Origin of the sequence: Streptomyces sp. FXJ1.172, from assembly GCF_001636945.3 — a bacterium.
Lineage (GTDB): Bacteria > Actinomycetota > Actinomycetes > Streptomycetales > Streptomycetaceae > Streptomyces.
Window position 1 is genome coordinate 7,828,339 of sequence record NZ_CP119133.2, and the last position, 26,035, is coordinate 7,854,373.

20 protein-coding genes and 2 pseudogenes are annotated in these 26,035 nt (G+C 72.0%); 11 read left to right on the forward strand and 11 right to left on the reverse strand.

Annotated features, from left to right (window positions below; genetic code table 11):
* Positions 1-22 precede the first annotated feature (22 nt).
* The 4 genes from A6P39_RS35330 to xylB all read right to left on the reverse strand — a co-directional run bounded on the left by A6P39_RS35330 (position 23) and on the right by xylB (position 5,605).
* Positions 23-1,036, reverse strand: coding sequence for an acetamidase/formamidase family protein (locus tag A6P39_RS35330; RefSeq protein WP_067052449.1), 1,014 nt, complete (start codon positions 1,034-1,036; stop codon positions 23-25).
* A gap of 149 nt (positions 1,037-1,185) precedes the next feature.
* Complete coding sequence (locus A6P39_RS35335) at positions 1,186-2,670, reverse strand: APC family permease (RefSeq protein ID WP_067052451.1); 1,485 nt, start codon at positions 2,668-2,670, stop codon at positions 1,186-1,188.
* A 237-nt stretch (positions 2,671-2,907) separates the two neighbouring features.
* Positions 2,908-4,116: an ROK family transcriptional regulator gene (locus A6P39_RS35340; protein WP_067052453.1), complete on the reverse strand. Its 1,209-nt coding sequence runs from the start codon at positions 4,114-4,116 to the stop codon at positions 2,908-2,910.
* A gap of 34 nt (positions 4,117-4,150) precedes the next feature.
* Entirely contained in the window at positions 4,151-5,605 is a 1,455-nt protein-coding gene (gene xylB, locus A6P39_RS35345) for a xylulokinase (RefSeq protein WP_067052454.1), read from the reverse strand.
* Between the two features lie 120 nt (positions 5,606-5,725).
* Between xylB and xylA the strand changes: the two genes are divergently transcribed.
* The gene (gene xylA, locus A6P39_RS35350) at positions 5,726-6,892 is read left to right on the forward strand and encodes a xylose isomerase (RefSeq protein ID WP_067052455.1); all 1,167 of its coding nucleotides are present in this window, start codon (positions 5,726-5,728) and stop codon (positions 6,890-6,892) included.
* A 187-nt stretch (positions 6,893-7,079) separates the two neighbouring features.
* Here the strand turns inward: xylA and A6P39_RS35355 are convergent, their stop codons facing one another.
* Together A6P39_RS35355 and A6P39_RS35360 are read right to left on the reverse strand one after the other, a co-directional pair.
* Positions 7,080-8,375 (reverse strand): SWF or SNF family helicase, encoded by a 1,296-nt coding sequence (locus A6P39_RS35355; RefSeq protein WP_234379136.1) that lies wholly within the window; start codon positions 8,373-8,375, stop codon positions 7,080-7,082.
* Positions 8,260-10,371 (reverse strand): annotated as a pseudogene (locus A6P39_RS35360) (DEAD/DEAH box helicase); the annotation flags it as partial. The pseudogene A6P39_RS35360 and the gene A6P39_RS35355, both read right to left, overlap by 116 nt.
* Positions 10,372-10,758: 387 nt before the next feature.
* Between A6P39_RS35360 and A6P39_RS35365 the strand changes: the two are divergent.
* Positions 10,759-10,941 carry a hypothetical protein gene (locus tag A6P39_RS35365; protein WP_067052638.1) on the forward strand — a complete coding sequence of 61 codons (183 nt, stop codon included), beginning with the start codon at positions 10,759-10,761 and terminating at the stop codon, positions 10,939-10,941.
* Positions 10,942-11,094: 153 nt separating this feature from the next.
* Here the strand turns inward: A6P39_RS35365 and A6P39_RS35370 are convergent, their stop codons facing one another.
* On the reverse strand, positions 11,095-11,964 hold the full coding sequence (locus tag A6P39_RS35370) for a hypothetical protein (RefSeq protein WP_067052456.1): 870 nt from the start codon (positions 11,962-11,964) through the stop codon (positions 11,095-11,097).
* Positions 11,965-12,262: 298 nt separating this feature from the next.
* On the opposite strand from A6P39_RS35370, the gene A6P39_RS35375 reads away from it, so the two are divergent.
* The gene (locus A6P39_RS35375; protein ID WP_067052457.1) at positions 12,263-13,168 is read left to right on the forward strand and encodes an oxygenase MpaB family protein; all 906 of its coding nucleotides are present in this window, start codon (positions 12,263-12,265) and stop codon (positions 13,166-13,168) included.
* Here A6P39_RS35375 and A6P39_RS35380 read toward each other — a convergent pair.
* Positions 13,145-13,678 (reverse strand): PadR family transcriptional regulator, encoded by a 534-nt coding sequence (locus tag A6P39_RS35380; RefSeq protein ID WP_067052640.1) that lies wholly within the window; start codon positions 13,676-13,678, stop codon positions 13,145-13,147. The two genes, A6P39_RS35375 and A6P39_RS35380, sit on opposite strands and share 24 nt — an antisense overlap.
* A gap of 111 nt (positions 13,679-13,789) precedes the next feature.
* On the opposite strand from A6P39_RS35380, the gene A6P39_RS35385 reads away from it, so the two are divergent.
* The gene (locus tag A6P39_RS35385; protein WP_079133664.1) at positions 13,790-14,545 is read left to right on the forward strand and encodes an alpha/beta fold hydrolase; all 756 of its coding nucleotides are present in this window, start codon (positions 13,790-13,792) and stop codon (positions 14,543-14,545) included.
* A gap of 57 nt (positions 14,546-14,602) precedes the next feature.
* Here A6P39_RS35385 and A6P39_RS35390 read toward each other — a convergent pair whose 3' ends face one another.
* On the reverse strand, positions 14,603-15,211 hold the full coding sequence (locus A6P39_RS35390) for a class I SAM-dependent methyltransferase (protein WP_199840939.1): 609 nt from the start codon (positions 15,209-15,211) through the stop codon (positions 14,603-14,605).
* Between the two features lie 141 nt (positions 15,212-15,352).
* Here A6P39_RS35390 and A6P39_RS35395 point away from each other — a divergent pair, with 141 nt between their 5' ends.
* The 7 genes and pseudogenes from A6P39_RS35395 to A6P39_RS35430 all read left to right on the forward strand — a co-directional run.
* The gene (locus A6P39_RS35395) at positions 15,353-16,138 is read left to right on the forward strand and encodes an MHYT domain-containing protein (RefSeq protein WP_067052458.1); all 786 of its coding nucleotides are present in this window, start codon (positions 15,353-15,355) and stop codon (positions 16,136-16,138) included.
* 32 nt (positions 16,139-16,170) lie between these two features.
* Entirely contained in the window at positions 16,171-18,756 is a 2,586-nt protein-coding gene (locus A6P39_RS35400; protein WP_199840945.1) for a sensor histidine kinase, read from the forward strand.
* Positions 18,753-19,190 (forward strand): roadblock/LC7 domain-containing protein, encoded by a 438-nt coding sequence (locus tag A6P39_RS35405; RefSeq protein ID WP_067052461.1) that lies wholly within the window; start codon positions 18,753-18,755, stop codon positions 19,188-19,190. Before A6P39_RS35400 ends, A6P39_RS35405 begins: the two co-directional genes overlap by 4 nt.
* Before the next feature lie 19 nt (positions 19,191-19,209).
* Entirely contained in the window at positions 19,210-19,623 is a 414-nt protein-coding gene (locus A6P39_RS35410; RefSeq protein ID WP_067052462.1) for a DUF742 domain-containing protein, read from the forward strand.
* A gap of 200 nt (positions 19,624-19,823) precedes the next feature.
* Positions 19,824-20,426: a GTP-binding protein gene (locus tag A6P39_RS35415; protein ID WP_067052648.1), complete on the forward strand. Its 603-nt coding sequence runs from the start codon at positions 19,824-19,826 to the stop codon at positions 20,424-20,426.
* 276 nt (positions 20,427-20,702) lie between these two features.
* Positions 20,703-21,116 carry a roadblock/LC7 domain-containing protein gene (locus tag A6P39_RS35425; RefSeq protein WP_067052463.1) on the forward strand — a complete coding sequence of 138 codons (414 nt, stop codon included), beginning with the start codon at positions 20,703-20,705 and terminating at the stop codon, positions 21,114-21,116.
* 126 nt (positions 21,117-21,242) lie between these two features.
* Positions 21,243-22,079 (forward strand): annotated as a pseudogene (locus A6P39_RS35430) (DUF6397 family protein); the annotation flags it as partial.
* A gap of 488 nt (positions 22,080-22,567) precedes the next feature.
* Here A6P39_RS35430 and A6P39_RS35435 read toward each other — a convergent pair.
* Positions 22,568-23,434, reverse strand: coding sequence for an acyl-CoA thioesterase (locus A6P39_RS35435; protein WP_067052465.1), 867 nt, complete (start codon positions 23,432-23,434; stop codon positions 22,568-22,570).
* Positions 23,435-23,495: 61 nt separating this feature from the next.
* Positions 23,496-26,009 carry a DEAD/DEAH box helicase gene (locus A6P39_RS35440; RefSeq protein WP_067052467.1) on the reverse strand — a complete coding sequence of 838 codons (2,514 nt, stop codon included), beginning with the start codon at positions 26,007-26,009 and terminating at the stop codon, positions 23,496-23,498.
* Positions 26,010-26,035 lie beyond the last annotated feature (26 nt).

Below are 26,035 nucleotides of genomic sequence, written 5' to 3' on the forward strand. Positions count from 1 at the left end.
CCGGGCGGGGGCATCCCCGGCGTCAGCTGCGCAGTGCTCGCGCGGTCTCCTGCAGCCGCGTGTGCACGCCGCGGTACGTCTCCCGTGCGGGCAGCCACTCCTTGCGGAGCTTGGCCACGCACGTGTAGTTCGTGTCGCACACGTTGGCCAACGGTGATTCGACCGCCTGGGTTGCGAATTGGTACGCGTCCGGCGCACTGAACCCGTAGTCGCGCACCAGCCACTGCACCAGGTCGAGCTGCGATATACGGAACGCGTCCTCCAGCGGGCGGGCCGAGCCGGTCGAGATGATGTGGGTGTCCGACTCCAGCCGGGGCCAGGGGGTTGCGACGTCCTTGAGGAGGTCCACGATCACCACGGTGTTCATGGCGCACTCCACGGCCACCCCGCAGGTCTCGCCCTCGCCCTGCCGGGCGTGCCCGTCGCCGAGGCTGAGCAGCGCGCCCTCGACGTTGACCCCCAGGTAGCAGGTGACGCCCGCCCGCATCTCCGGCGTGTCCATGTTCCCGCCGTGCGCGTCCGGGACCAGGGCCGAGCGCACCTCCAGATTGGCGGGGGCGACGCCGACCGTGCCGTGCATCGGGTCCAGCGGCAGCTCGGCCTCGATGTCACTGTCCTGCGCCCGGAACAGGGCGGTGCGCCGCGCGCGGTCCAGCTGCCAGATCCAGACCCGCTCCGGCAGCGGAGGCTGGAGCGTGGCCGTGGTGTGCGTGGAGGTGAGCGCGCCGAACAGGGGGACCGTCGTCGAGGCCGCCCAGTCGCGCGCCGGTTCGACCGAGACGAAGTGCACGGCCACGGTGTCGCCGGGCTCGGCGCCCTCGATGTGGAACGGGCCGGTCTGCGGATTGAGGAACGGGAACTCGCAGACCTCGGAGACGAGATCCTTCTCGGAGCGGACCCGGCCGGCGAAGCAGTCCTCCGTGAACAGGTCGAGCACCGTGCCGGGCGCGAACCGCGCCACGGGCGCCGCTCCGCCGAACGTCCAGGCGTACTGGTCCGGTTCCGGGCGCACAGTGAGGATCCGGGGGTCGCTCATCGTGGTGGTGGTCCCTTCTGGCAGAGGCGGTCGTGGGAAGGAGGCGACGGGGGTCTGGCAGGGCGACAAGGGTCTCGGCAGGGCGACGAGGATCTGGGCAGGGCGACGAGCGCCTGCGCAGGCACGGCCGCCGGGCGGGCCGTCGGCCGTCAGCCGGGTACGGTCCCGTCCTGCCGATGGCCGACCGGTACGTACTCCTCGAGGTGCACCCGCGCGGTCTCGGCTATTCGCTCGGGGTGCCGTCGTATCAGCAGGACCAGTACGGCCACGCCCGCCGCCATCCAGACGCCGACGACGGGGCCCGCGTAGGACACCGGGGCGGTCAGTTCGGTCACGAAGTCGAAGACCGGGAGACCGGCGGCCGTCAGCAGTGCCGGGACGAACGCCGCGATGCCCAGCAGCGGGAACAGCAGATGCCGCACCGGTCTGAAGGCGGTCCGGCCGGCCCGCAGGAAGTAGCCCGCACAGGCGAGGTTCACGACGATGTAGACGCCCATGACGACTGTGACGATCACCGTGGCCAGGAGCAGAAACGCGGTCACGGGGTCGTAGGCGAAGCCGAGCCCCAGCACCGCCGCGACCGCCACGACGGTCTGCACCGCGATACCGGCCACGGGAGAGCGGTGCCGGGGATGGAGTGCGGCGAGCGGACGGGGCAGGACCCGGACGCGGGCCAGGGCGAAGGCCGTGCGGGTCGAGACGGTGGCACACGCGTTGGCGTTGGCGATCGTGGAGTTGATCACCGCCAGGAACACCAGCACCCAGAAGAAGCCGAAGGAAGCCCGGGCGACGCCGTCCCAGGAGGCCTCGCCCGAGGCGCCGAACTTCGCGAAGCGGTCCGGGCCGAAGTAGACGGTCATGGCATAGGTCGTGATCACATAGAACAGACCGATGCCCACAGCCGCTCCGAGCACCGCGCGGTGCATCGTCCGCCGGGGCTCGCGTGTCTCCTCGGCGAGCGGCGCCGCCGCCTCGAAGCCGGAGAACGCGAGCACCGTGTAGACGGAACCGGCGAACACGCCGCCGAACCCGGCGTAACCGTCCGCAGTGTGCGAAGTGCCGGACACGGAGAGGGTGTTGGCGCTGCCCGCCCTGCCGATGAGCAGGACCGCGAACACCAGGAACACGAGGATCTCGAAGACACCGAGGACGGTCCCGAAGCGGGCCGACGCCCGGACGCCGAGGTATCCGGCGACGGCGATCACGGCGGCGCCCGCCAGGGACCAGGGCCACCACAGGCCGGCCGGACACGAGGGCCATTCCTCGTTCAGCGTGCCGGCCGTCGTGAAGCCCAGTTGCAGGAGCAGCAGGGGCGGGACCAGCATCTCCACGAAGACGTATCCCCAGCCGACGAGGAAGCCGACGGACGGGTGCAGCCCCCGCGCCGCATACGTGATGACCGAGCCCGCCGCTGGTAACTCCCGGGCCAGCTCGGCCACGCACGACGCGGTGAACAGGCAGGCCACCAGTGCGATCAGTACTGCCAGCGGCAGGCTGCCGCCCGCGAACGCGGCGCCCGACGGAACCGACGCGGCCACCGCGGCGGCCGGCGCCATCGCCGTGATGCTCTGGAACAGCACCTCGCGCAACCCGATCGCGTCGCGCCGCAGCGTCCCGGTCGTCTCCCCGTGCATGCGTGTCCCCCGATACGTGTCAGCCCACTGCCACCCGACGTGTGTGAAAAGGCGTCATCCTGCCGAAGCCGCACGGTGCATGACGTCCCGCCCGCAGCGCTTCGCCTGAATCACGGTACGGCGCAGGTGGACCGGGCAGAAGGGCGCACGCCGGATCCGTGGACAGCCGACCGCCTGTGGAAAACTTCATCACCCGATCGGGTGAAGCCGGGGGCATCGGAGCCCCGCAGGCCCCCGTCAGGACCGCTCCGCCACCACCGCCGGATCGTCCAGCACGGACCGGACGACCGAGTGTGCCGCACCCAGCAGAGGGCCCTCGGGACCCAGTCGTGACACGGACACCGGGCAGGGCGGGCCCGCCGTACGGCTCCTCAGCTCCGTCTCCAGGGGCGGCAGCAGCCAGGGGGAGAGGGCGGCCAGGGCGCCGCCCAGGACCACCGTCTCGGGGTCGAGGAGGTTCACCGCCCCGGTCAGCGCGATGCCGAGCGCCGCACCGGCATCCCGCAGGGCCGCCCGTACGCTCTCGTCGCCCTCCTCGGCGCGCCCCGCGAGCAGGCCCACCCGGTCCTCGCGCGGCTCCAGGCCCGCCGCGCGCAGCACCGCCTCCTCGCCGGCGTACTGCTCCAGACAACCCCGGCCGCCGCACGGGCAGGGCGGCCCGTCCGGCCGTACGGGTACATGGCCCAGCTCGCCCGCGAAGCCCCGGGTGCCGCGCAGCAGCCCGCCGTCCACGACGACCGCGGCGCCGATGCCGATCTCGGCCGACACATGCAGGAAGTCACGCGGGGTGTCCGCGCCCAGCCAAAGCTCCGCGAGAGCACCGAAGTTGGCCTCGTTGTCCACGGTCAGCGGCCACTCGCCAGGCAGCAGGGCGCCGATGTCGGTGCCGTGCCAGTCGAGGTTCGGGGCGCGTACGACCGTACGGCCGTCCCGGGCCACCAGCCCGGGTACGGCGAGCGCGAGTCCGGCGGGCCACAGTTCCTCCCGCTGCGCCTCCGCGGCGACACGGCGCACGAGTTCCGTCAGCTCCGCCGCCACCACCTCGGGGACGCGGCCCCGGTTGGTCCCGCGCCGTACGGTCCGGGCACGGACCGAGCCGCGCAGGTCGACCGCGCACACCGCGAGGTGGTCCACACCTATCTCGGCCCCGATCCCAGCGGGTCCACGGCCGCTCACCGCGAGGGCCGACCCCGGCCGGCCCACCCGGCCCGGCCGCTGCGGGCCCAGCTCCTCCAGCAGCCCCCAGCGGATCAGCTCGTCCACCAGCGTCGACACGGCCGCCCGCGTCAGCCCGATGCGCGAGGCGACCGCGGCCCGCGACAACGAGCCCTCGGCGCTGACGGCGTGCATCACGCGGGCCAGGTTGCGCCGGCGCATGCCCTGCTGGGTGTCCGGCAGGGCGCGCCCGGCGCCCGGCGGGCGGGCCTCGTGCAGCGGTGCAGTCATGCCTGCGTCAATCCTCGGTGTCCGCCGCCCGGCATCACGCGTGCGGCCTGGTGTCCGTCCCCCGCTCCAGCAGCGGGGCCGCGTCGGAGAGTACCCCGGTGATCCGCTCCAGCGTCGCCTCGTCCCGTTCCACCGCCTCCAGCACCGGGCCCGCCGCGGTGTGCCAGCGGCGCGCCACCGCGGCCGGATCCTCGCCGGTGAGCAGGCCGGCGGCCTGCGCCGCGGCCCCGAGAGCGACCAGCTCCCTGGCTTCGGGTACCTGGACCGGCCGCCCCGACAGGCGCCGTACCGTCTGCTGCCAGGCCGTGCCGCGGGCTCCGCCGCCGATCAGCAGCAGCGGGGTGCTGCGGTCCGCGTCCTCGTCCAGGACCAGGTCGAGGGCGCCGAGCAGCGCGTGCACGGCGCCGTCGTACGCGGCCTGGAGCACCTGGCCCCCGGTCGTGTCGTGGCGCAGGCCGTGCAGCAGCCCGGAGGCGTGCGGCAGGTTCGGGGTGCGCTCACCGTCCAGGTACGGCAGGAGGATCGCGGAGCCGCCGGGCTCGACGGCCTCCCGGTCCAGGCCCAGCAGTGCCGCGACGCGGTCCACGGCGAGCGTGCAGTTCAGGGTGCAGGCCAGCGGCAGCCAGTCCCCGTGCGCGTCGGCGAAGCCCGCCACCGTGCCGGTCGGATCGGCAGGGCGGCGCCGGGAGACGGCGTACACCGTGCCGGACGTGCCGAGGCTGAGCACCGGGCTGCCCGGCCGCAGGCCGAGACCCAGTGCCGCCGCGGCGTTGTCACCGGTCCCCGGGGCGACCAGCGTGCCCTTGGAGAACGGCAGGTCATGGCTGTCGCGTACAGTGCCGGCCACCTCGCCCGGCCGCACCACCCGGGGCAGCAGCGCCGGGTCGAGGCCCACGTGCGCGAGGGTCTCCTCGTCGTAGGCCTCCGTCCCGGAAGCCCACCAGCCGGTGCCCGAGGCGTCGCCGCGGTCGGTCGTGCCCTGCCCGGTCAGGCGCTCGGTGAGGTAGTCGTGGGGGAGCCGCACCGCCTTCGTCGCGCGGACCGCCTCCGGCTCGTGTTCGGCCAGCCACGCCCACTTCGTGACGGTGAACGACGCCCCGGGCACGCTGCCGGTGCGCTCCGCCCAGGCCTTCGGCCCGCCCAGTTCCTCCACCAGCCGGCGGGCCTGCGGCGCCGAGCGGACGTCGTTCCACAACAGCGCGGGCCGCACCGGCTCGCCCCGCTCGTCCAGGGTGACCAGGCCGTGCTGCTGGCCGCCGATCGACACCGCCGCCGCCTCGTGCGCGGCTTCACCGCACTGGCTGAGCGCCTCGCACAGCGCGTCCCACCACTGACGCGGATCACTCTCCCGGCCCGCGCCCGAGGAGACGGTGTGCGGCGCCTGGCCGCTCGCCACCACCTGCCCGGTCGACGCGTCGACCACCAGCGCCTTCGTGGACTGGGTGGATGTGTCCACGCCGACGACGAGCGGACCCTCGGCTGCTGACATCGGGCTCTCCTCTTCCGCGGCTGTGCGGTATCTGCATCTTGTCTCTTCCCAGAGCTGCGTGGGCATACTAATTTGTAAACGGCCATGACGAAATAGTCGTACGCAGCAAGGAGCCGCGCCATGAGCTACCAGCCCACCCCCGAGGACAGGTTCACCTTCGGCCTGTGGACCGTCGGCTGGCAGGGAAGGGACCCGTTCGGCGATGCCACCCGCCGCGCCCTCGACCCGGTCGAGACGGTGCAGCGCCTGGCCGAACTGGGTGCCTACGGGGTGACCTTCCACGACGACGACCTGATCCCCTTCGGTGCCTCGGACACCGAGCGCGAGTCGCACATCAAGCGGTTCCGGCAGGCCCTGGACGCGACCGGTATGACCGTCCCGATGGCCACCACGAACCTCTTCACACACCCCGTCTTCAAGGACGGCGCGTTCACCGCCAACGACCGCGACGTGCGCCGTTACGCCCTGCGCAAGACCATCCGCAACATCGACCTGGCGGTCGAGCTGGGCGCGAAGACCTACGTCGCCTGGGGCGGGCGCGAGGGTGCCGAGTCCGGTGCCGCCAAGGACGTGCGTGCGGCCCTGGACCGGATGAAGGAGGCCTTCGACCTGCTCGGCGAGTACGTCACCGCGCAGGGCTACGACCTCCGCTTCGCCATCGAGCCCAAGCCGAACGAGCCCCGCGGCGACATCCTGCTGCCCACCGTCGGCCACGCGCTGGCCTTCATCGAGCGCCTGGAACGCCCCGAGCTGTACGGCGTCAACCCGGAGGTCGGGCACGAGCAGATGGCCGGCCTGAACTTCCCGCACGGCATCGCGCAGGCCCTGTGGGCGGGCAAGCTCTTCCACATCGACCTCAACGGTCAGTCCGGCATCAAGTACGACCAGGACCTGCGATTCGGCGCGGGCGACCTGCGGGCGGCCTTCTGGCTGGTCGACCTGCTGGAGAGCGCCGGCTACACGGGGCCCCGGCACTTCGACTTCAAGCCGCCGCGGACCGAGGACCTCGACGGCGTGTGGGCGTCGGCTGCCGGCTGCATGCGCAACTACCTGATCCTGAAGGAGCGTTCGGCCGCCTTCCGGGCCGACCCGGAGGTCCAGGAGGCGCTGCGTGCCTCGCGGCTGGACCAGCTGGCGCAGCCGACCGCGGCCGACGGCCTGCAGGCCCTGCTCGCCGACCGCTCGGCCTTCGAGGACTTCGACGTGGAAGAGGCAGCCGTACGCGGTATGGCGTTCGAGCAGCTCGACCAGCTGGCGATGGACCACCTGCTCGGGGCGCGTGGCTGAAAAGCCGCACACGCGCGTGCACGTATCAGTGCATGAGGCACGCCTTTCAGCAGGGCACGAGAAAGGGCCGGGGAGCGGCCGGAACACGAGTCGCTCCCCGGCCCTCGGCAACGCGCGGGACACTCTCGGCCCGGCAGCCGGCCGGAACCCTCGGGGAGCCGGATCCGGGCCGGATGGTGACGGTACGTCAAGGAGCGTTGCCAGCCGTCCCTTCCGTGCCGCGCCGTGCCACGGCCAGCGCGACCGCCGGATCGTGGTCCGGGCCGCCTGCCGGAATCCAGCGGCCGCCCTTGTGCCGATACGGCCACCAGCGGCCGTCGGGGGCCAGACGCAGCTGAACCCCTTCATCGGGGACGGTCCACCGGTTGCCGCTCCAGCGGAAGGGCGGCTCCTCCTCCGCCTCCCAGGCCGATCCGAGCGCCACGCGCGCGCGTGCGAGCGCCGCGCCTTCCACCGGCCACTCCTCGTCGAGCACGGCCAGGCCCACCGCCCCTCCGGCCTGCCAGGCCCGGACGGCGGCAGCCAAGCCCTCGCGTCCGCGTCCCGACCCGTCGGCGAGCCGTTCGGCGACGGCGTGGGCAGGCTCTCCGCAGGCAAGCCGTACGGCGTCCTGCGCGGCCGTCGCACCGGTGGGATTCCGCATGTCCCCGCGGAGTATCTCTGCCAGCAGTCGGTACGCCTCCACAGCGGTGCGACCCGCCAGATGCCCGAGCGCCACAGGGTCGACCTGGGGCGCAGCCGTCCCGGCGTCGAGGGACGGTGCTGTACCGGGTGCCTGAGGGAGTCCGGGAAGCTCGGGCAGCGGGGGCAGGATGTCCCCGGCCGCCCACGCCTCCGCCGCGTCCACGCCCTCGGGCTCCGCTCCGGGAGCGGCCGGTTCTGCCCGGGGAGCGGTCCCGCGTCCCTGAAGCTCCGCCAGGAACACCTCCCTCTCCCGCCCGCGCAACAGCAGGAGCAGAAACGGATCCTCGTCCAGCACGCGCGCCATCTGGTGGCACAGCGCGGCGGTGTGCCCACAGTGGTCCCAGGCCCCGCAGTCGCACGCGGGCTCCAGATCGCCGAGGCCCGGCAACAGCTCGATCCCGCTCACCGCGGCGTCCTCGATCAGGTGCGGCGGCAGCTCCCGGTCGAGCAGGGCGGCCAGATGCCCGGCCTGCTCCACGGCCACGCCCAGGAACCGCTCCCACTCGCGACCGGACAGCTCAGGCACCAGGACATCGGCCCGGTGGGCCGCACCACCCGGCTCCCGGACGACGGCGGTCACCCGGCCCGGCCGTACGGTCATCGCGCCCACCGCGCCCGCGCGCGCGAGCCGGCGTCCCGCGGTGACCGCCGCGCCGTCCAGGGCCGCGTCCTCCAGGGCCCGCAGGGTCCGACTTGCGCCGCCGCAGCAGGAACGGCCGTACGAGCTTCGACAGGCGTCCCGCGGCCGCCGGATCGAGGCCGCCTTCGACCGGCTGCGCGTACCGCGCGCGGAAGGCACCGAGGCGGCCGAGCAGGCCGGGTGTCGTCCAGTCGAGGATCGCCCACAGTTCCGTGAGGTTGTTCTCCACCGGAGTGCCGGTGAGCGCCACGCGTGCGCGTGCTTCGAGGGAGCGCAGCGCCCGCGCGGTCGCCGCGTAGGGATTCTTCACGTGCTGGGCCTCGTCGGCGACGAGCAGACCCCAGGGCACCTCGGCGAGCCGTTCGGCGTCCAGGCGCATCGTGCCGTATGTCGTCAGCACGAACTCCCCGGCTGCCACGGAGCCGAGATCGCGCCCGGGCCCGTGGAACCTGCGCACCGGCACACCGGGGGCGAACCGCTCGATCTCGCGCTGCCAGTTGCCGAGCAGGGAGGCCGGGCAGACGACCAGGGTGGGACCGGCTGCCGAGCCGTCCGTCTGCCGGTGCAGATGCAGTGCGATCAGCGTGACCGTCTTGCCGAGGCCCATGTCGTCGGCCAGACAGCAGCCCAGGCCGAAGGACGTCGTGCGGACCAGCCAGTCGAGGCCGCGCAGCTGGTAGTCCCGCAACGTGGCGGCCAGGCCCGGCGGCGGTCCGACGACGGGAGTGGGCCCGGTGTCCGTGAGCCCCTCCCGGAGCCGGTCCAGCCAGCCCGCCGAGCGCACCCCGACCGTCCGGCCGTCGACCTCCGCCGAGCCGGTCAGGGCCGCTGCCAGCGCCTCGACGGGACTGAGGGAGCGGTCCTGCCGGGACCGGGCGCTGTGGGCCTGCCGCGGGTCGACCAGGGCCCACCCGTCCTGCAGCCGCACCAGAGGGCGCTTGGCCTCCGCGAGCCGGTCCAGCTCCGACCGGGACAGTTCCCGTCCCTCCAGCGTGAATCCCCAGGAGAGCACGACCGCGCTGTCCGCCGAGAGGAACGCCGGGGGAGGCAGGGCATGCGCCGTGGCGACCGTGCCGTCGTCCGGTGGGCCGACGGTCGCGTACAGGCCGAGGTCACGCGACATCCCTTTCGGCCAGTGCACATCGACTCCCACCGCCGCCAGTGCCCGGGCACCCTCGCCCAGCAACTCGGCGATCTCGTCGTCGGCCAGATCCACGGCGTCCGGCACGGCGGCGGAAAGCAGAGGTGCCAACGGCGGCCAGGCGCGGGCCGCGCGGCGCAGCGCCAGCAGCGCGTCCGCACGCGCGCGTGGGCCGAACGTCTCGTGCGTGCGTCCGGCGGCCGCCCACAGGGCCACGGCGTCCAGGACGTCCGGCGCACCGCCCGGACCGTGCACTTGCAGCACGGCGCGGAACCGGACGCGGCCGTCGTCCTGCTGTGCGAGGTCGTCGAGACCGGGGATCTCCACACGCAGTGACAGCCGCACGCCCGCTTCGTGGCCTGCGGCGATGTCGTCGGCCCAGGCCCGCAGCCCGGGCAACCGCCGCGGATCGGGCGCCGCATAGGCGGGGCCGCCGGTCACCAACGGGGCCGCGGGAGAGCGCGGGAGGACGTCGGCGAGCGCGTCCAGGAAGGCGCGCAGCAGCCGGTCCGGGTCCGGCAGCCGGGTTGCTTGCTCGGCCGTGAGTGGCACCGCGTGGGCCTCTGGAGGCATGGCGGCGGCGAGTTCGCGGATCAGCTCCGTGTCCCGCGCGGACAGCAGGCCCACCCGCCAGGCGTCGTGATCGTCCGGCGAGAGTCCCGGCAGAAGCAGCCCACGCGCCAGGAAGTGCAGGGCCAGTTCGCAGGCAGCGTCCCAGAAGCAGGCCGAGCGGTGCCCGTCCGGCCGCGCACGCGCGCGCGTGAGCAGCGGCAGGGCGGTGCGCACGGGCATCAGGAGCGCGGGCGTACGGATCTGTTCGACGCCGCCGTCCGCGGCGGGGAGCACGAGGTCCAGCTCTCCCGGAGTGCCGCCGGGGACGGCGGGAGGGGCCGCACCGTCCCATCGCCAGAAGGCGAACCGGCCCGTGCGAGCCGGTTCGGAAGGAAGGAACACGATGCAGCAGCGGGCCAGTTCGGACAGCTCGGGGGGTGGTGCCGTCATGGTGGTCTGCACAGCTCCTCCGCACTCCTCAAATTTGACTACTCGACAGAGTGGCCGAGGGTACAGCACGCCGAGGGCGAGTCCGCCGTGTCGAAGGCGTGATCAGGACTGCTTCACAAGCTGTTCGACCCATGGCCGGTGTTCATGGTGTGCAGACGGCCGCGCGGGTACGACTGCCGGACCCTGTGGCGGGGCGAGAAGGTACGTGACAGACGCGTTCACATTGCAGCGCGCAGCAGGCCGACAATGTGCTTCAGGCGGAGCGATACTGCGAGCAGGGCCCGGGACCATTAGGGGGCGGGTCTCGGGGATGACTCAGGGTCGGGGCCCGGAACCGCGGGAAGCGTGGGGCCGTTTTCTGAGCAGAGAGCGGCAGTGGCCGCGAAGGAGGCGACGCTCATGTCCAAGAACGCGAAGATCGCCGCAGGGGGCGTGGCGGTCGGGCTCATCCTGCTGATCTGGCTGCCCTGGTGGGTGGCGTTCCTGATCGTGGTCGGGGTCCCGGCGGCGGCGTATCTGGCGCTGGACCCCTCGCAGCGGCGCAGGCTCCGCAGGGTGACCCGCAAGGAACTCGGCCGCTGAGGCGAACGCGAGCGGCTGGGGGCGTCCGGTTGCCGGACGGGCGGCAGACGCTCGTCCGGGCCCCGCAGGGCCCCTCCCCGGCCCTGCGGAGCCGCGTTGTCGGCTGAGCGCGTCTTCCGGGCCGGGGGCTCGGGGCGGAGGGCTGCCAGGTCCTCAGGCGGGCCGTACGGCCATCTTGTCGAGCGCCTCCAGAAGGCCCGGCAGTTCGGGACCCCGGCCCACCGGAAGGACCTCGCCGGGCGTCTCGTCCAGGAGCACGAACGCGATGTCGTCGGTGCGCGCCACGATCGACCAGCCGGGACCGTCGGCACGCAGCGTACGGGCCTCACCCGTGGCGAACGACGAGCGCACCCGGCCGAGCGGCGGCGGTGAGTCGACATAGGCCCGCGCCTCTGCGAGGACCCGACGGACACCGCGGTGGCCGCTGGGCGGCACCCTTTCGCCCTCCGGCACGGACGTGGGGGCCTCCTCTCCCGGCGACGAGGGTTCCGTGGCGGTTGCCGACTCGCCCGGCACGGAGAATTCCGCGTCGTTGATCTGCTCACGCCACGCCGTCCACTGCAGCGCTATCTCGTCGGCACCGAGGCGTCTCTGCGCCGGCCCCCAGACACTGGTGTCCGGAGGGCTCAGCGGTGGCCCCTCCGTCACCTCGGGGGCAGGGTCGTGCGGAGCGGGCACACCGGGGGCCGCGACGGCGACCGCCAGGGGCCAGCCCGGCAGGGCAGCCACGACCGCGCGCTCGTCCGGCGAAAGCTCGTACTCCATGCCGCAGTCCCAGGACGCGATCGCCACGGCGACCAGCGAGACGTCGTCGATGACAACCGTCCAGCGGGCGCCGTCGCCGTCCTGGCCCAGCACCAGGCCGTACCCGTCGGCACGGGGCGCAAGTCCCAGCGCCGTGCACGCCTCCGGATAGTCGTCGCCCAGAACGCTCGGAAACTGTGCCGGCGTCAGCAGTACCGCCGTCAGCACGTACAGCGCATCGTCCGCGGCGGCGACGGCCCCATCGTCCGTCCCGGCCATCCCTGCCTCCCCAATGGTTCGTCCAACGGCGCGCACCCTAGTGCGAGCGCAAGGCTGTTGTCACGACTCCTCACACCACGCGGAGCTGCAGGTTTCCGCCTGGACGGGGGCGAAACGACCATGGTGGACGAGCGCGCCGCCGAGGTCCGCGGACAGCCCGGGGGCTCGCCGGGCACGCAAGCGACGGCCTCGAACACATTGTGTGCACACGTGTCCCGCCTCTGATCGTTTCGTCACAGACTGCTCATGTGCCGTCACTCAAAGTAGAGTTGGCCTTCTTCGGAAGGAGGGCGGCGCAATGAAGCGGTTCGAGCGGCTCGGCCGGATCCGCCGGCTGGATCCGGTGGCGGACGCGGTGGAGATCTACCGGCTGAGTGCGGCGTTCGAGTTCCCCTGGGACTACACGCGCGCCCTCGAGCTGGCCCTGTATCGCACGTACGCCGTGCCGAGCATCGGCCGGCTGCTCGCAGAGACGGCGGAACTGACCGGCCGCGCGCAGAAGCGGTACGACGACACCGTGCTGCTCCTCGACACCGTCGTGGAGCACGGCTTCGCCGCGGACGAGGGCCGCGCGGCGATCCGCCGCATCAACCAGATGCACCGCAGCTACGACATCGGCGACGACGACATGCGGTATGTGCTGAGCACCTTCGTCGTCATGCCCAGACGCTGGATCGACACCTACGGCTGGCGACGGCTGTCCCAGCACGAGATCGTCGCAACCGCCGAGTACTACCGCACTCTCGGCCGGCACATGGGCATCCCCGGCATCCCCCGGACGTACGAGGAGTTCGAGGCGCTCCTCGACGCCTACGAACGGGACCGCTTCGACTGGGACGAGCAGGCCCGGCGGGTCTCCGACGCCACCCTCGACCTGATGGCGTCCTGGTATCCGCGCCTGCTGGGGCCGGTGCTGCGCACGGCGACGCTCGCCCTGCTCGACGAGCCGCTGCTGCGCGCTTTCCGTTATCCGTCGCCCGGCGCGGCCACCACCGCGCTCGTGCGCCGCGCCGTACGCGCGCGCGGCCGGTTCGTCCGGCTGCTGCCGCCCCGCCGTCGCCCGCACTTTGCACGGCAGAACTGGGAGGTCAAGGGCTACCCGGCCGGCTACCGCGTCGCCGACCTGGGCACCCGCCCGGTTCCCGGACTGCGTGGCTGCCCGGTGCGGCACCTGGACTCCTCAGCGGCCGACGTCGTCGAGTGACGCGAGAGTGCTACGCAGCCAGGCGAGTTCGGCCCGGCTCGTGGCACGCGCGATGGTGAGGACACCGCGCCGGAAGGGGTCGTCCAACTCCTCGGCGCGCAGCGGCCGGTCACCGTCGTAGAAGAAACTCGCCGGCTCCTCGAGGAAGGCCAGCCGGCGTCGCAGTACGGCCGCCTGGGCCGCCGGGTCCTCCAGGTGCCGCAGGAACGCCAGCAGCGTGAACCAGTGGTTCTCGTCGGTGATCTCGCGCTGCGCGGGCGTGGTGAGCCTGCGCCTCAACTCATTCCGGCCCTCCTCGGTCAGCCGCAGCACATGGCGCGGCGCGGCCACGGCGCCGGGCTCGGTGGCCCGGACCAGCAAGCCGGCTTTCTCCAGCCGCTTGATCGCCGGGTACAGCGTGCTCTCGGCCACGGGCCGCACATGGCCGGTGAGCGCCGCGATGTGACGGCGCAGAACGTATCCGTGCAGCGGGGCGTCGTGGAGGAAGCCGAGGATGGCGAGTTCGAGCACGTCCACATTCTCCTTCAGGGCGATGTGCATCGCCACACCAATACAGCCTTGCCGTCATACATCGATGTCGAGGTATTCTTCGTGGAGCCACAGCAGTCAGGGAGGGGCACGATGCAGCAGGCCGCATTCGACAGCGAGGGAAGCCACATCCGCTGGACCGAGGTGCCGGGGGAGGAGCCCGCCCGGGTGTACCTGCACGGACTCGGCTCGATGTCCGCCGTGTACCACGCGCACGTCGCGGCCCGGCCCGAACTCGCGGGCAGGCGCAGTCTGTTCATGGACCTTCCGGGGCACGGCATCAGCGACCGGCCCGGGCACTTCGGGTACACGCTGCGGGAGCACGCCGATGCGGTCGCGGTCGCTCTGGACGCAGCCGCAGTCACCGGAGCCGAGCTGATCGCACACAGCATGGGCGGTGCCGTGGCCCTCGTGCTCGCGCACCGGCGGCCCGACCTCGTCTCTCGGCTGGTCCTCACGGAGGCGAACCTGGACGCCTGCCCGTCGCCCACCTCCGGCAGCAGCAGAATCGCCTCCTATGGAGAGGACGAGTTCGTCGAGAAGGAGCACGCGCGCGTGCTGGCGGCCGTCGGCCCGCTGTGGGCGGCCACCATGCGGCTGGCCGACCCGCGTGCCCTGCACCGCAGCGCCGTCGGCCTGCGCCAGGGCTCCGACCCCGTCATGCGCACGATCCTCGAGGGGCTCCCCGTGGAGCGGGTTTACCTTCAGGGCGAGCACAGCGGCGAGCTGGTCGGCCGGGAGAGCCTGGAGGCCGCCGGGGTACGGGTGGTGACGGTGGCCGGTGCCGGGCACAACGTCATGCTCGACAATCCCGACGCCTTCGTGGCGGCCGTCGCCGGGACGGACTGACCCGCAGGCGTCCAGCCGGCGTGCCGCCGTGAGGAGTTCTCCGAGTCGGCAGGAGGCTCAGTTCTCGCGTGTCGCGAGCGCGAGGAAACGTGCGTCCTCGTCGACGTACGACGTCATGCGCCATCCCGAACCGGCCAGGAGCGGACCGAGGTTGGCCTTGGCGCGCAGGTCGTCCGGCGTGATCTGCCGGCCCTGCCGCGCCGCCAGGGCGGCGCGGCCGATGGGATGGAACAGGGCGAGCGTGCCGCCCGGCCGCGCCACGCGGGCCAATTCCCGCAGGTTGTCCACCGGGCGCGGCAGATGGGCGATCAGACCGGCCGCGAACACGGCGTCCAGGGACTGGGACCGCAGCGGCAGCGCGGCCACGTCCGCGAGCAGCAGCCGCCCCTCCCGGCCCCGCCCCGCCCGTACAGCGGCCTCGAGCATCGCCGGAGTGAGATCCGCGCCCAGCACCACTCCGGAGGGGCCCACGGCCGCCCGCAGCGGCGGCAGGGCGCGCCCGGTGCCGCAGCCCGCGTCCAGCACGCGGCTCCCTGCCCGCAGCCCGAGGCAGGCCACGGCGGCCGCGTAGGCGGGGCCGTCGTCGGGGAACCGGCTGTCCCAGTCGGCCGCCCGGGCGCTGAAGAACTCCTGCACGCGTGTGTGGTCGTCGCTCAAGTTCCGCATGATTCCTCACCGTCACGGGGGATACCTAGGCGCACATGTTCGGGCTGGACTCGATCGTTCCGCCGCATCTGCGTGTCATATTCCAGCACGTTTCGAAATGCGCCCCCTGTGTGCCCCCGTGCCCCCTAGCGTCCTTTGGCCATGGGACACCTGGACCACGCCGCCTTCGGCTGGCTGACCCCCGCACTGTCGTACGTGATGGCCTGTACGGGCGCCGCACTCGGACTGCGCTGTACCGTCCGCGCGCTCGCCACGACCGGCCGCTCGCGCCGCAATTGGCTCGTCACCGCGGCCTCCGCGATCGGCACGGGCATCTGGACCATGCACTTCGTGGCCATGCTCGGCTTTCGCGTCAGTGGCACCGGCATCCGCTACGACGTGCCGCTGACCATCCTCAGCCTCCTCGTCGCGATGGTCGTCGTCTGCGCCGGCGTCTTCGCCGTCGGCTACAGCCGTGACCGCAACCGGGCGCTCCTTCTCGGCGGACTCACCACCGGGCTGGGGGTCGCCAGCATGCACTACCTGGGCATGGCGGCGGTCCGGCTGCACGGCGACGTCCGCTACGACCCCGTCCTCGTCGGACTGTCGGTGCTGATCGCCGTCGCGGCGGCGACTGTGGCCCTGTGGGCCGGCCTCAACACCAAGTCGCCCCTCGCGGTCACCATCGCCTCCCTCGTCCTGGGAGCGGCCGTCAGCAGCATGCACTACACCGGGATGTTCGCGGTGAGCGTGCGTGTGAACCCCTCCGGCGAGGCCCTGCCCGGGGCCACGGCGATGCAGTTCATCTTCCCCCTCGCCGTCGGCCTCGGGTCCTACCTCTTCATCACCTCGGCCTTCGTCGCCCTCTCGCCCACGGCCGACGAGCGCGAGGCCTCCGCCTCCGCCCAGCGGCCCGTCGCGTCGCCCGCCGGCGGGAGCCCTGCTTGAGCGCCCCGACCCACGACCCGAGCGAGGAGGCCATGCGCCCACCCCGTACACCCCCGAAAGCCGGTACCACGCAACAGCCCTCGCGCGGCCGCCGCGCCCACGCCGGACCGCCCGCCGACGAGGTCACCGACCACACCGTCGGCGCGGCACCCGCACGCGCGCGTGGGACCCGTCGGTACCTGCGCCCCCGCACCGTACGTGCCAAGGTGGTCAGCCTGCTGATGGTGCCCGTCGTCTCCCTGCTCGCCCTGTGGGCGTACGCCACCGTCAGCACCGCCCAGGACATCGCCCGGCTGCGCCAGTCCCAGCAGGTCGACGCCGAACTGCGCACCCCGGTGGCCACGGCCGTCGCCGCCCTGCAGGCCGAGCGCACCGCAGCCGTGCGCTTCGTCTCCGCGCCGGGTACGGACGACGGCAGCGACCTCCAGGCCCTGGCCGCCCGCACCGACCGGGCCGTCGCCGAACTGCGGCTCGGCAACGACAGCACCGTGGCCGACAGCGAGGAACTGCCCGCCGACGTCTCCGCGCGCCTCGGCGCCTTCGTCACCGGCGCCGAGCATCTGCGCGCGCTGCGAATAGCCGTACTCGACCACAAGGCCGGCTGGGACACCGCGTACACGCAGTACACGAAGTCCATCGGGGCGGCCTTCGCCGTGGACGGGGCCCTGACGGGTATTCAGCAGGCCGATGCCGGCTCCGACGCGCGCGTGCTGCTCGAATTCTCCCGGGCCGCCGAGGCGCTGGCCCAGGAGGACTCCCTGCTGGGCGGCGCGCGGGCTTCATCCGGTCTCCAGGGTGAGCGGCTGCGGCTGTTCGGTGCCGCCGTCGCCGCGCGGCGCACCCTCACCGAGACGGCCGTCGCCGATCTGCCCACTGCCCAGCGTGCCGCCTGGCGGAGTGTGGCCGATGCCGGCTCCTACACCTCCCTCGGCACCGTCGAGGACGAGACCCTCGCCGCCGGGCCGGGCACCAAGCAGGCCGGCACGGCGGTGCAGAGTGCCTGGAGCGCCGCCCACGCGCGCGTGCAGGACGAAATGCGGAGCATCGCCACGGACACGGGCAGGGCCGTCGCCGGCCGCGCCGACCCGGTCACGCGCGGACTGCTCAGCCCGGCTGGTGCAGCCGTGCTCCTCGGCCTGGGTGCCGTCGCCGCCTCACTCGTCATCTCCGTCCGCGTCGGACGCGGGCTGGTGGTCGAACTCGTGAGCCTGCGCAACGACGCCCTGGAAATCGCCCGGCGCAAGCTCCCGGAAGCGATGCGCAGACTGCGCGCGGGCGAGGAACTCGACATCCGGGCGGAAGCGCCCGCGGGACCACCGGCAGAGGACGAGACGGGTCAGGTCTCGGAAGCCCTGACCACCGTCCACCGTGCCGCCCTGCGCGCCGCCGTGGAACGCGCCGAACTCGCTGGCGGCATCTCCGGCGTCTTCGTCAACCTCGCCCGCCGCAGCCAGATACTGGTCCACCGCCAACTCAGCCTCCTCGACAGCATGGAGCGCCGCTCCGACGATCCGGACGAGCTGAGCGACCTGTTCCGCCTGGATCACCTCACCACCCGGATGCGGCGGCATGCCGAGAGCCTGATCATCCTCTCCGGGGCGGCACCCGGCCGGGCCTGGCGCATGCCGGTCTCCCTCACCAATGTCGTACGGGCCGCCGTCTCGGAAATCGAGGACTACGCGCGCGTGGAGGTGCGCCAGCTCCCCGAGGCGCACGTCATCGGCGCCGCCGTCGCCGACCTCACCCACCTGCTCGCCGAACTCGTCGAGAACGCGGCGCAGTTCTCACCACCGCACACGCGCGTACGCATCACCGGCGAACCCGTCGGCAACGGCTATGCCCTGGAGATCGAAGACCGGGGACTCGGCATGGGCACCGAGACCCTCGCGGAGGCCAACCGGCGCATCGAACAGTCCGAGGCCCTCGACCTGTTCGACAGCGACCGCCTCGGACTCTTCGTGGTCAGCCGGCTCGCCTCCCGGCACGATGTCAAGGTGCACCTGCGGACGTCTCCGTATGGCGGCACGACCGGCGTCGTACTGCTGCCCACGGCCCTGCTCCACAGCGGATCGACGGAACCCGCTGTGCACCAGGCCGTACAGGACCGCCACGCGCAGGAACGCGCGTACGCGCACGTGCCCGGCACGAGTCGGCACCAGGAGCCCGTCGTCGCGCTGCCGGACCGCCCCGCCCTCGCGGCCACCGCTCCCGGCCAGCACGGCACGGCCGACGTGCCGCCTCACGGCATGGTCACCGAGCCGCCTCGCGAGGGCATGGTCGGCGAGCAGGGCCAGCACGGCATCACCGGCGAAAGCCCACCTCCCGGAGTCACCGCATTGAGGCCACACCGCCCGCCGAACGACTCCGAGCCCTCCGACGGCCTTCCGCGCCGCGTACGCCAGGCGAGCCTCGCCCCGCAGCTCCGGCATCAGCGTGCTCCGGAGCAGGCGCCGCAACGCGCGGGGCACGGCGACGAACTGCGCACCCCCGACCTCGTGCGGGAGCGCATGACGGCCTACCGCGACGGCTGGGCGCGCGGTGGCGGCAGGCCCCCCGGCCGCCCCACCGCCCCGGAAACCGACACGGCCAATGACAGCAGCGAAGGAGACCCGGCATGATCCAGGACCCCAACACGAGGACCGGTCGGCTATCCGGCGAACTGGACTGGCTGCTGGACGACCTGGTGATGCGCGTGAGCGAGGTACGGCACGCCGTCGTGCTCTCCAACGACGGGCTGGCCGTGGGCGCGTCCACCGGCCTCGTACGTGAGGACGCCGAGCATCTCGCCGCCGTCGCCTCCGGTTTCCACAGCCTCGCCAAGGGTACGGGACGGCACTTCGGAGCGGGTGGCGTGCGGCAGACCATGGTCGAGATGGACGACGCGTTCCTCTTCGTGGCCGCAGCGGGCGACGGGTCCTGCCTCGCCGTGCTCACCGCCGTCACCGCCGACATCGGACTCGTCGCCTACGAAATGGCACGTCTGGTCAAGCGGGTCGGCGAACACCTCTACACACCACCGCGCGCCGCAGTACAGCCTCCCGCCGCCGGATGAACCGGAAAAGGCGGCACCGATGACTGAGAACCCGATGAACGGCCCACAGGAGCCGGGCAGTCAGTGGTACGACGGCGAGGCCGGGCCCCTGGTCCGCCCGTACGCCATGACGGGCGGACGCACCCAGCCGGGTCCCACCGGGGTGCGCTTCGACCTGATCGCCCTCGTCACGCTCGACCCCGCGGCCCCGGCACTCGCCGGTGACACCGCCCTCGGCCCCGAACACCGCACGCTCGTGCGGCTGTGCCGGGCCGAGACGCAGTCCGTCGCCGAACTCGCGGCGGACGCCGATCTCCCCGTCGGTGTGGTCAGGGTGCTCCTCGGGGACCTCCTCGAACTCGGCTGTGTGGCCATCAGCCGTCCCGTGCCGCCGGCGCACCTGCCCGACGAGCGGATCCTGCGCGAGGTCATCGAGGGATTGCGGGCGCTGTAGATGGCCACGTGGAAGACGCAGTACACCCCCGGCCGCACACACCATCCGGACGCGTTGTGCCCCCGACCGGGCGCAAGTTGCTCACATCAGGCGCACTTCGGTCCAATCGCCCGAAGCTGCGACCCAGTTGTCATGATGCTGGCTTCGCGCCCGAAGCGCGCGGACGCCGACCGCGACCGGTACTCCCGAGAGAAGTGATCATGGTATCCGAGCACTCCGACGCCGCCGGCGACACCGCTGCCCTGGCGCTGAAGATACTGGTGGCCGGCGGGTTCGGCGTCGGCAAGACGACCCTGGTCGGGGCCGTCAGCGAGATCCGGCCGCTGCGCACCGAGGAACTGCTCAGCGAGGCGGGGCAGTTGGTGGACGACATCGACGGCGTGGACCGGAAGGTCACCACCACCGTCGCCATGGACTTCGGGCGCATCACCATCCGCTCCGGCCTGTCTCTCTACCTCTTCGGCACCCCGGGGCAGGACCGCTTCTGGTTCCTCTGGGACGAGTTGTCCCAGGGAGCCCTGGGCGCCGTCGTCCTCGCGGACACCCGGCGCCTGGAGGACTGCTTCCCCGCTGTCGACTACTTCGAGCACCGTCGCATCCCGTTCGTGGTGGCCGTCAACTGCTTCGCGGGCGCCCGCAGCTACGGCGCCGACGACGTCTCCCGCGCTCTCGACCTCGACCAGGGGACTCCCGTGGTGCTGTGCGACGCGCGCGACCGGGACTCCGGCAAGGAGGTCCTGATCCGGCTCGTCGATCACGCGGGGCGGATGTACACCGCCCGGCTCTTGGACTCGGTCGGCTGAGCCCACCGGATTGCGCCGCTTGCCGCGTTCTTACCTGTGCCGAAGGCCGATTCAGCTCCGCTCGGCAGGAGCCTGTTCGGAGCCGCATCAGGCCTCCCATCGGCGCGAACGGTGAACAGGCGGCCCGTGCATGCGCCGTTCGGGACGAACGCCCGACATTGCCCATCGGTCATCTTCTGTGCCATGTGCCCATCCGGCTTGCCCGGACGCCGGTGGTGGTGAAGGCTGGCGGAGAGTTCCTCCAGCCAGGGGGAGACATCGCACGGGGAGACGGAGATGGCACAGAACCAGGGACTCGGCTGGCTCCTGGACGATCTGACCGAGCGGGTGGACCACGTGCGGCACGCACTGGTCCTGTCGAACGACGGACTGGTCACGGGGGCGAGCACGGGCCTGCGCCGGGAGGACGCCGAGCATCTGGCCGCCGTGGCATCCGGGCTGCACAGCCTCGCCAAGGGTTCGGGCCGCCACTTCGGCGCGGGCAGGGTACGTCAGACCATGATCGAGTACGACGACGCCGTGCTGTTCGTGACCGCGGCAGGCAGCGGCAGCTGTCTGTGCGTGCTCAGTGGGGCCGAGGCCGACATCGGCCAGATCGCCTACGAGATGACCCTGCTCGTCAACCGCGTCGGCGAGCACCTGGGCGTCGACGCCAGGCAGCCTGGGCGAGCCCCCAACGCAGACCTCTGACCTGCAATTTCCTCTGCTCCCGGAGAGTTATCCACAGGCCCGTCACGAGATGCGCCGCACCGGCTACGGTGTGTACACGCCTCGCGCACAGGGCGTGAGCCACGACTCCGACGGGGGAGTACGACCATGTCGGCAAGCATCTTCAGTCCCTCCCGGCCCGATACCTGCACCCCGGGCCGCGCTGCTCGGGAACTGGGCCTCAAACGCAGCGAGTTCGACCTCGCCGTGCATCTCGGACGCATCCGGACCGTGCCCGACGAGGCCGGTGGGGGAGTCCGGCGGGTGGAGCGCGCGGAGATCGACCGTCTTCAGGCACAGGACGATTTCCCGGAGGCCCTGCGCGGGCGCGTGCAGGTGGTGGGTACCGCGGAGGGCGCAGCGCTCATGGAGATCCCGGCCGGCCGCTTCACCCGCCTCGGCCGCCTGGGACTGCTCGTGCCCGTGCGCTGGTATTTGAATCGCTACCGCGTCGTGGTCTGGCTCTATCTGGCGGAAGACCTGCGGGACTTCACTGCGGCACCGGAGAACGCGCACCTGCTCAAGGGGCGCACGCCCGAGAGCCTGCGCGGCCAACTGGAGGAGGGAGTGGACCTGCGCGCCCGCAACTGGCGCGGACGCCACCTCGGATTCCTGCTGCGGCAGGCCGAGGACCCCTGGATCCGAGCCGGTGCTCTTGCCGCCTTCCTCGCGCCCGTCGAGATCGCCGCCGTCGTCAAGGACCCTTACGACCGTTCCTACTTGAACCGGTTCCGGCCCGTGCCGCCCGGCCAGGGCACCCCGGGATCGCCCGCAGCTCACCTCGCCGAGCGGATCACGACCGCGCAGGACCCGGACGAGATCGACTGGCTGCGCAGTGAGCTGGCCCATGCGGTCGAGGACGCCCGCACCGATTCGCCTGCTCCCCGCCCGGCCGCCCGTCGCACCGCGTCGGCGGTGCGCGCGGACGCACGGCCCATCCCGCCCCTGGCACGGACGGTCACGCGGCCCACGGAACCCCAGGAACGGGCGTTGACGAAGCGGGAGGAATCGCAGTTCGTACGAACGTCGGAGTCGCAGAGTGAGCCCCTGGCCAGGGCGCCCGAGCCGATCGGTGAGCTGCTGGTCGGCGCGCCGGGGCCGAGGGGCCGGCTGGCGGCTGCCGTTCCCGCGCCGAGCGGCGAGCAGGTGGCTTCGGCGGCCGAGATGAACGATGGGCCGGCGGCCGGGACGACCGAGGCGAACGAAGGTCCGGTGTTCGGGGCGCCCTGGCCGGATCACGGGCCGGCGGCCCGAAGGGCCGAGGGGCACCGCACGTCGCCGGCACGCCCGACCAGGCCGCCCGCGCGCCGGGACCGCCGGCACGAGCGGGAACCGGCACCGTCCCACCGCGGCCTGCGCGGCTGGTTGCGGCGCAGAAGCCCACGGCCCACGCGGGTCTGAACCCGCCCGGCCGCAGATCCGGCGCCGGTCCGTTACAGAGACCTGAACAGGCCCTCCTGGACGACCGAGACGAGCAGTCGCCCCTGCAGGTCATAGATGCGGCCGCGGGCCAGACCGCGCCCGCCGATCGCTATCGGCGACTCCTGGTCGTACAGGAACCACTCGTCCGCGCGGAACGGCCGGTGGAACCACATGGCGTGGTCCAGCGACGCCAGGTCGAAGTTCCGCGGACCCCAAAGGGGTTCGACCGGGATGCGGACCGCGTCCAGGAGGGTCATGTCGCTGGCGTAGGTCAGCGCGCACGTGTGGACCAGTGGGTCGTCACCCAGCGGTCCGACCGCGCGCATCCACACGGCGCTGCGCGGCTCGGCCCCTTGGATCTCCTCGGTGTGCCAGCGCAGCCGGTCGACGTAGCGGATGTCGAAGGGCTGGCGGCGCGCCATCCGCTCCAACTGCTCGGGCAGCGCGCCCAGGTGCTTGCGGATCTCCTCGGAGACCGTCGGCAGCGACTCCGGGTGCGGCACCTCGCGGGCCGGCGGCAGCTGGTGCTCGAACGGTCCTTCCTCAGGCTTGTGAAAGGAGGCGGTCAGATTGAAGATCGTGCGGCCCTGCTGCACGGCCGTGACCCGGCGCGTAGTGAACGACCTGCCGTCGCGGACCCGCTCCACCTGGTACACGATCGGCACACCGGGGCGGCCCGGGCGCAGGAAGTACGCGTGCAGCGAGTGCACCGGGCGGTCGGCGTCCGTGGTGCGGCCGGCCGCGACCAGCGCCTGGCCCGCCACCTGGCCGCCGAAGACCCGCTGCAGGGACTCCTGCGGGCTGCGGCCACGGAAGATGTTGACCTCGATCTGCTCCAGGTCGAGGAGGTCGACCAGTCTCTCGGCCGGGTTCGTCATCAGTGGGATTCTCCTTGGCTCACAACTGGTCGAGGAAGGCTCACGACCGGTCGGCGACCACTCACAGCTGGCCGACATCGGTGACGCGGACGACCGCACGGCCCTCGGCGTCCGAGGCCGCGAGGTCGATCTCCGCGCTGATGCCCCAGTCGTGGTCGCCGTTCGGGTCGTCGAAGATCTGGCGGACGCGCCAGAGACCGTTCTCCGGCTCCTCCTTGATCACCAGCAGCTTGGGGCCGCGGGCGTCGGGGCCGGTGCCGAGGTCCTCGTACTCGTCCCAGTACTTGTCCATCGCCTCGCCCCATGCATCGGCGTCCCAGCCGGCCTCGGTGTCCAGCTCGCCCAGCTCCTCGACCTGGTCGAGAGCAGCCAGCTCCACGCGGCGGAACATGGCGTTGCGGACCAGCACCCGGAAGGCGCGCGCGTTGGCGGTGACCGGCTTGACCTCGTCGGCCTTCTCCTGGGCCTCCTCGGCGGTCATCTCCTCCGGGTTGGCCAGCTGCTCCCACTCGTCCAGCAGGCTCGAGTCCACCTGGCGCACCATCTCGCCCAGCCACTCGATGAGGTCCTGCAGGTCCTCGGACTTCAGGTCGTCCGGGATGGTGTGGTCGAGGGTCTTGTAGGCGCTGGCCAGGTAGCGAAGGACGATGCCCTCGGTGCGGGCCAGTTCGTAGAAGGACACCAACTCCGTGAAGGACAGCGCGCGTTCGTACATGTCGCGGATCACGGACTTGGGCGACAGCGGGTGGTCGCCGACCCACGGGTGGCTCTTGCGGTAGGTGTTGTAGGCGTGGAAGAGCAGCTCTTCCAGCGGCTTGGGGTAGGTGATGTCCTGGAGGCGCTCCATGCGCTCCTCGTACTCGACACCGTCCGCCTTCATTGCGGCAACGGCCTCACCGCGCGCCTTGTTCTGCTGGGCGACGAGGATCTGCCGCGGGTCGTCCAGGGTGGACTCCACGACGGAGACCATGTCGAGCGCGTAGGACGGCGACTCGGGGTCGAGCAGCTCGAACGCGGCGAGCGCGAACGTGGACAGCGGCTGATTGAGCGCGAAGTCCTGCTGGAGGTCCACCGTGAGCCGGACGATACGGCCCTCGGCATCCGGAGTGTCGAGCCTCTCCACGATCCCGCCGTCGAGCAGCGAGCGGTAGATCGCAATGGCCCGGCGGATGTGCCTGAGCTGCTGCCTGCGCGGCTCGTGGTTGTCCTCCAGCAGGTGACGCATCGCCTCGAAGGCGTTGCCCGGTCGGGCGATCACCGACAACAGCATGGTGTGTGTCACCCGGAAACGGGACGTCAGCGGCTCCGGCTCCGACTCGATCAGCTTCTGGAAGGTGTTCTCCGTCCAGCCGACAAAGCCTTCCGGCGCCTTCTTGCGCACCACCTTGCGCCGCTTCTTCGGGTCGTCGCCCGCCTTCGCCAGAGCCTTCTCGTTCTCGATGACGTGCTCGGGCGCCTGCGCGACCACGAGCCCGGCCGTGTCGAACCCGGCCCGGCCGGCCCGGCCCGCGATCTGGTGGAACTCGCGGGCACGCAGGGTGCGCACGCGGCTGCCGTCGTACTTGGTCAGCGCCGTGAACAGCACCGTGCGAATGGGCACGTTGACGCCCACTCCGAGCGTGTCCGTGCCGCAGATGACCTTCAGCAGACCGGCCTGGGCGAGCTTCTCCACCAGGCGGCGGTACTTGGGCAGCATGCCGGCGTGGTGGACACCGATGCCGTGGCGGACGTAACGGGAGAGGTTGCGGCCGAACTTGGTGGTGAAGCGGAAGTTGCCGATCAGCTCGGCGATCTGGTCCTTCTCCTCGCGCGAGCACATGTTGATGCTCATCAGCGCCTGAGCCCGCTCCACGGCCTGCGCCTGGGTGAAGTGCACGATGTACACCGGTGCCTGCTTGGTCTCCAGCAGGTCGGTGAGGGTCTCGGTGAGCGGTGTGAGCTTGTACTCGTAGGAGAGGGGCACCGGACGGGTCGCCGAGCGGACCACCGAGGTGGGGCGGCCGGTGCGACGGGCGAGGTCCTTCTCAAAGAAGGACACGTCACCCAAAGTTGCCGACATCAGGATGAACTGGGCCTGGGGAAGTTCCAGCAGCGGAATCTGCCACGCCCAGCCGCGGTCGCCCTCGGCGTAGAAGTGGAACTCGTCCATGACGACCTGGCCGACGTCCGCGTTCTTGCCGTCGCGCAGCGCGATCGACGCCAGCACCTCGGCGGTGCAGCAGATCACGGGAGCGTCGGCGTTCACGGAGGCGTCGCCGGTGAGCATGCCGACGTTCTCGGTGCCGAAGAGCTTGCACAGCTCGAAGAACTTCTCCGACACCAGCGCCTTGATCGGGGCCGTGTAGAAGGTGACCTCGTCCCGGGCCAGCGCGGCGAAGTGCGCGCCCGCGGCGATCATGCTCTTGCCGGAGCCGGTGGGCGTCGAGACGATCACGTTCGCCCCGGAGACCACCTCGATCAGCGCCTCCTCCTGGTGGGGATAGAGGGTGAGACCGCGCTCCTGTGCCCACGACTCGAAGGCTTCGTACAGGGCGTCGGGGTCGGCGGTCGGCGGCAGCTGATCGATGAGGGTCACGCCCCCATCTTGCCTGGCCTTGTCCT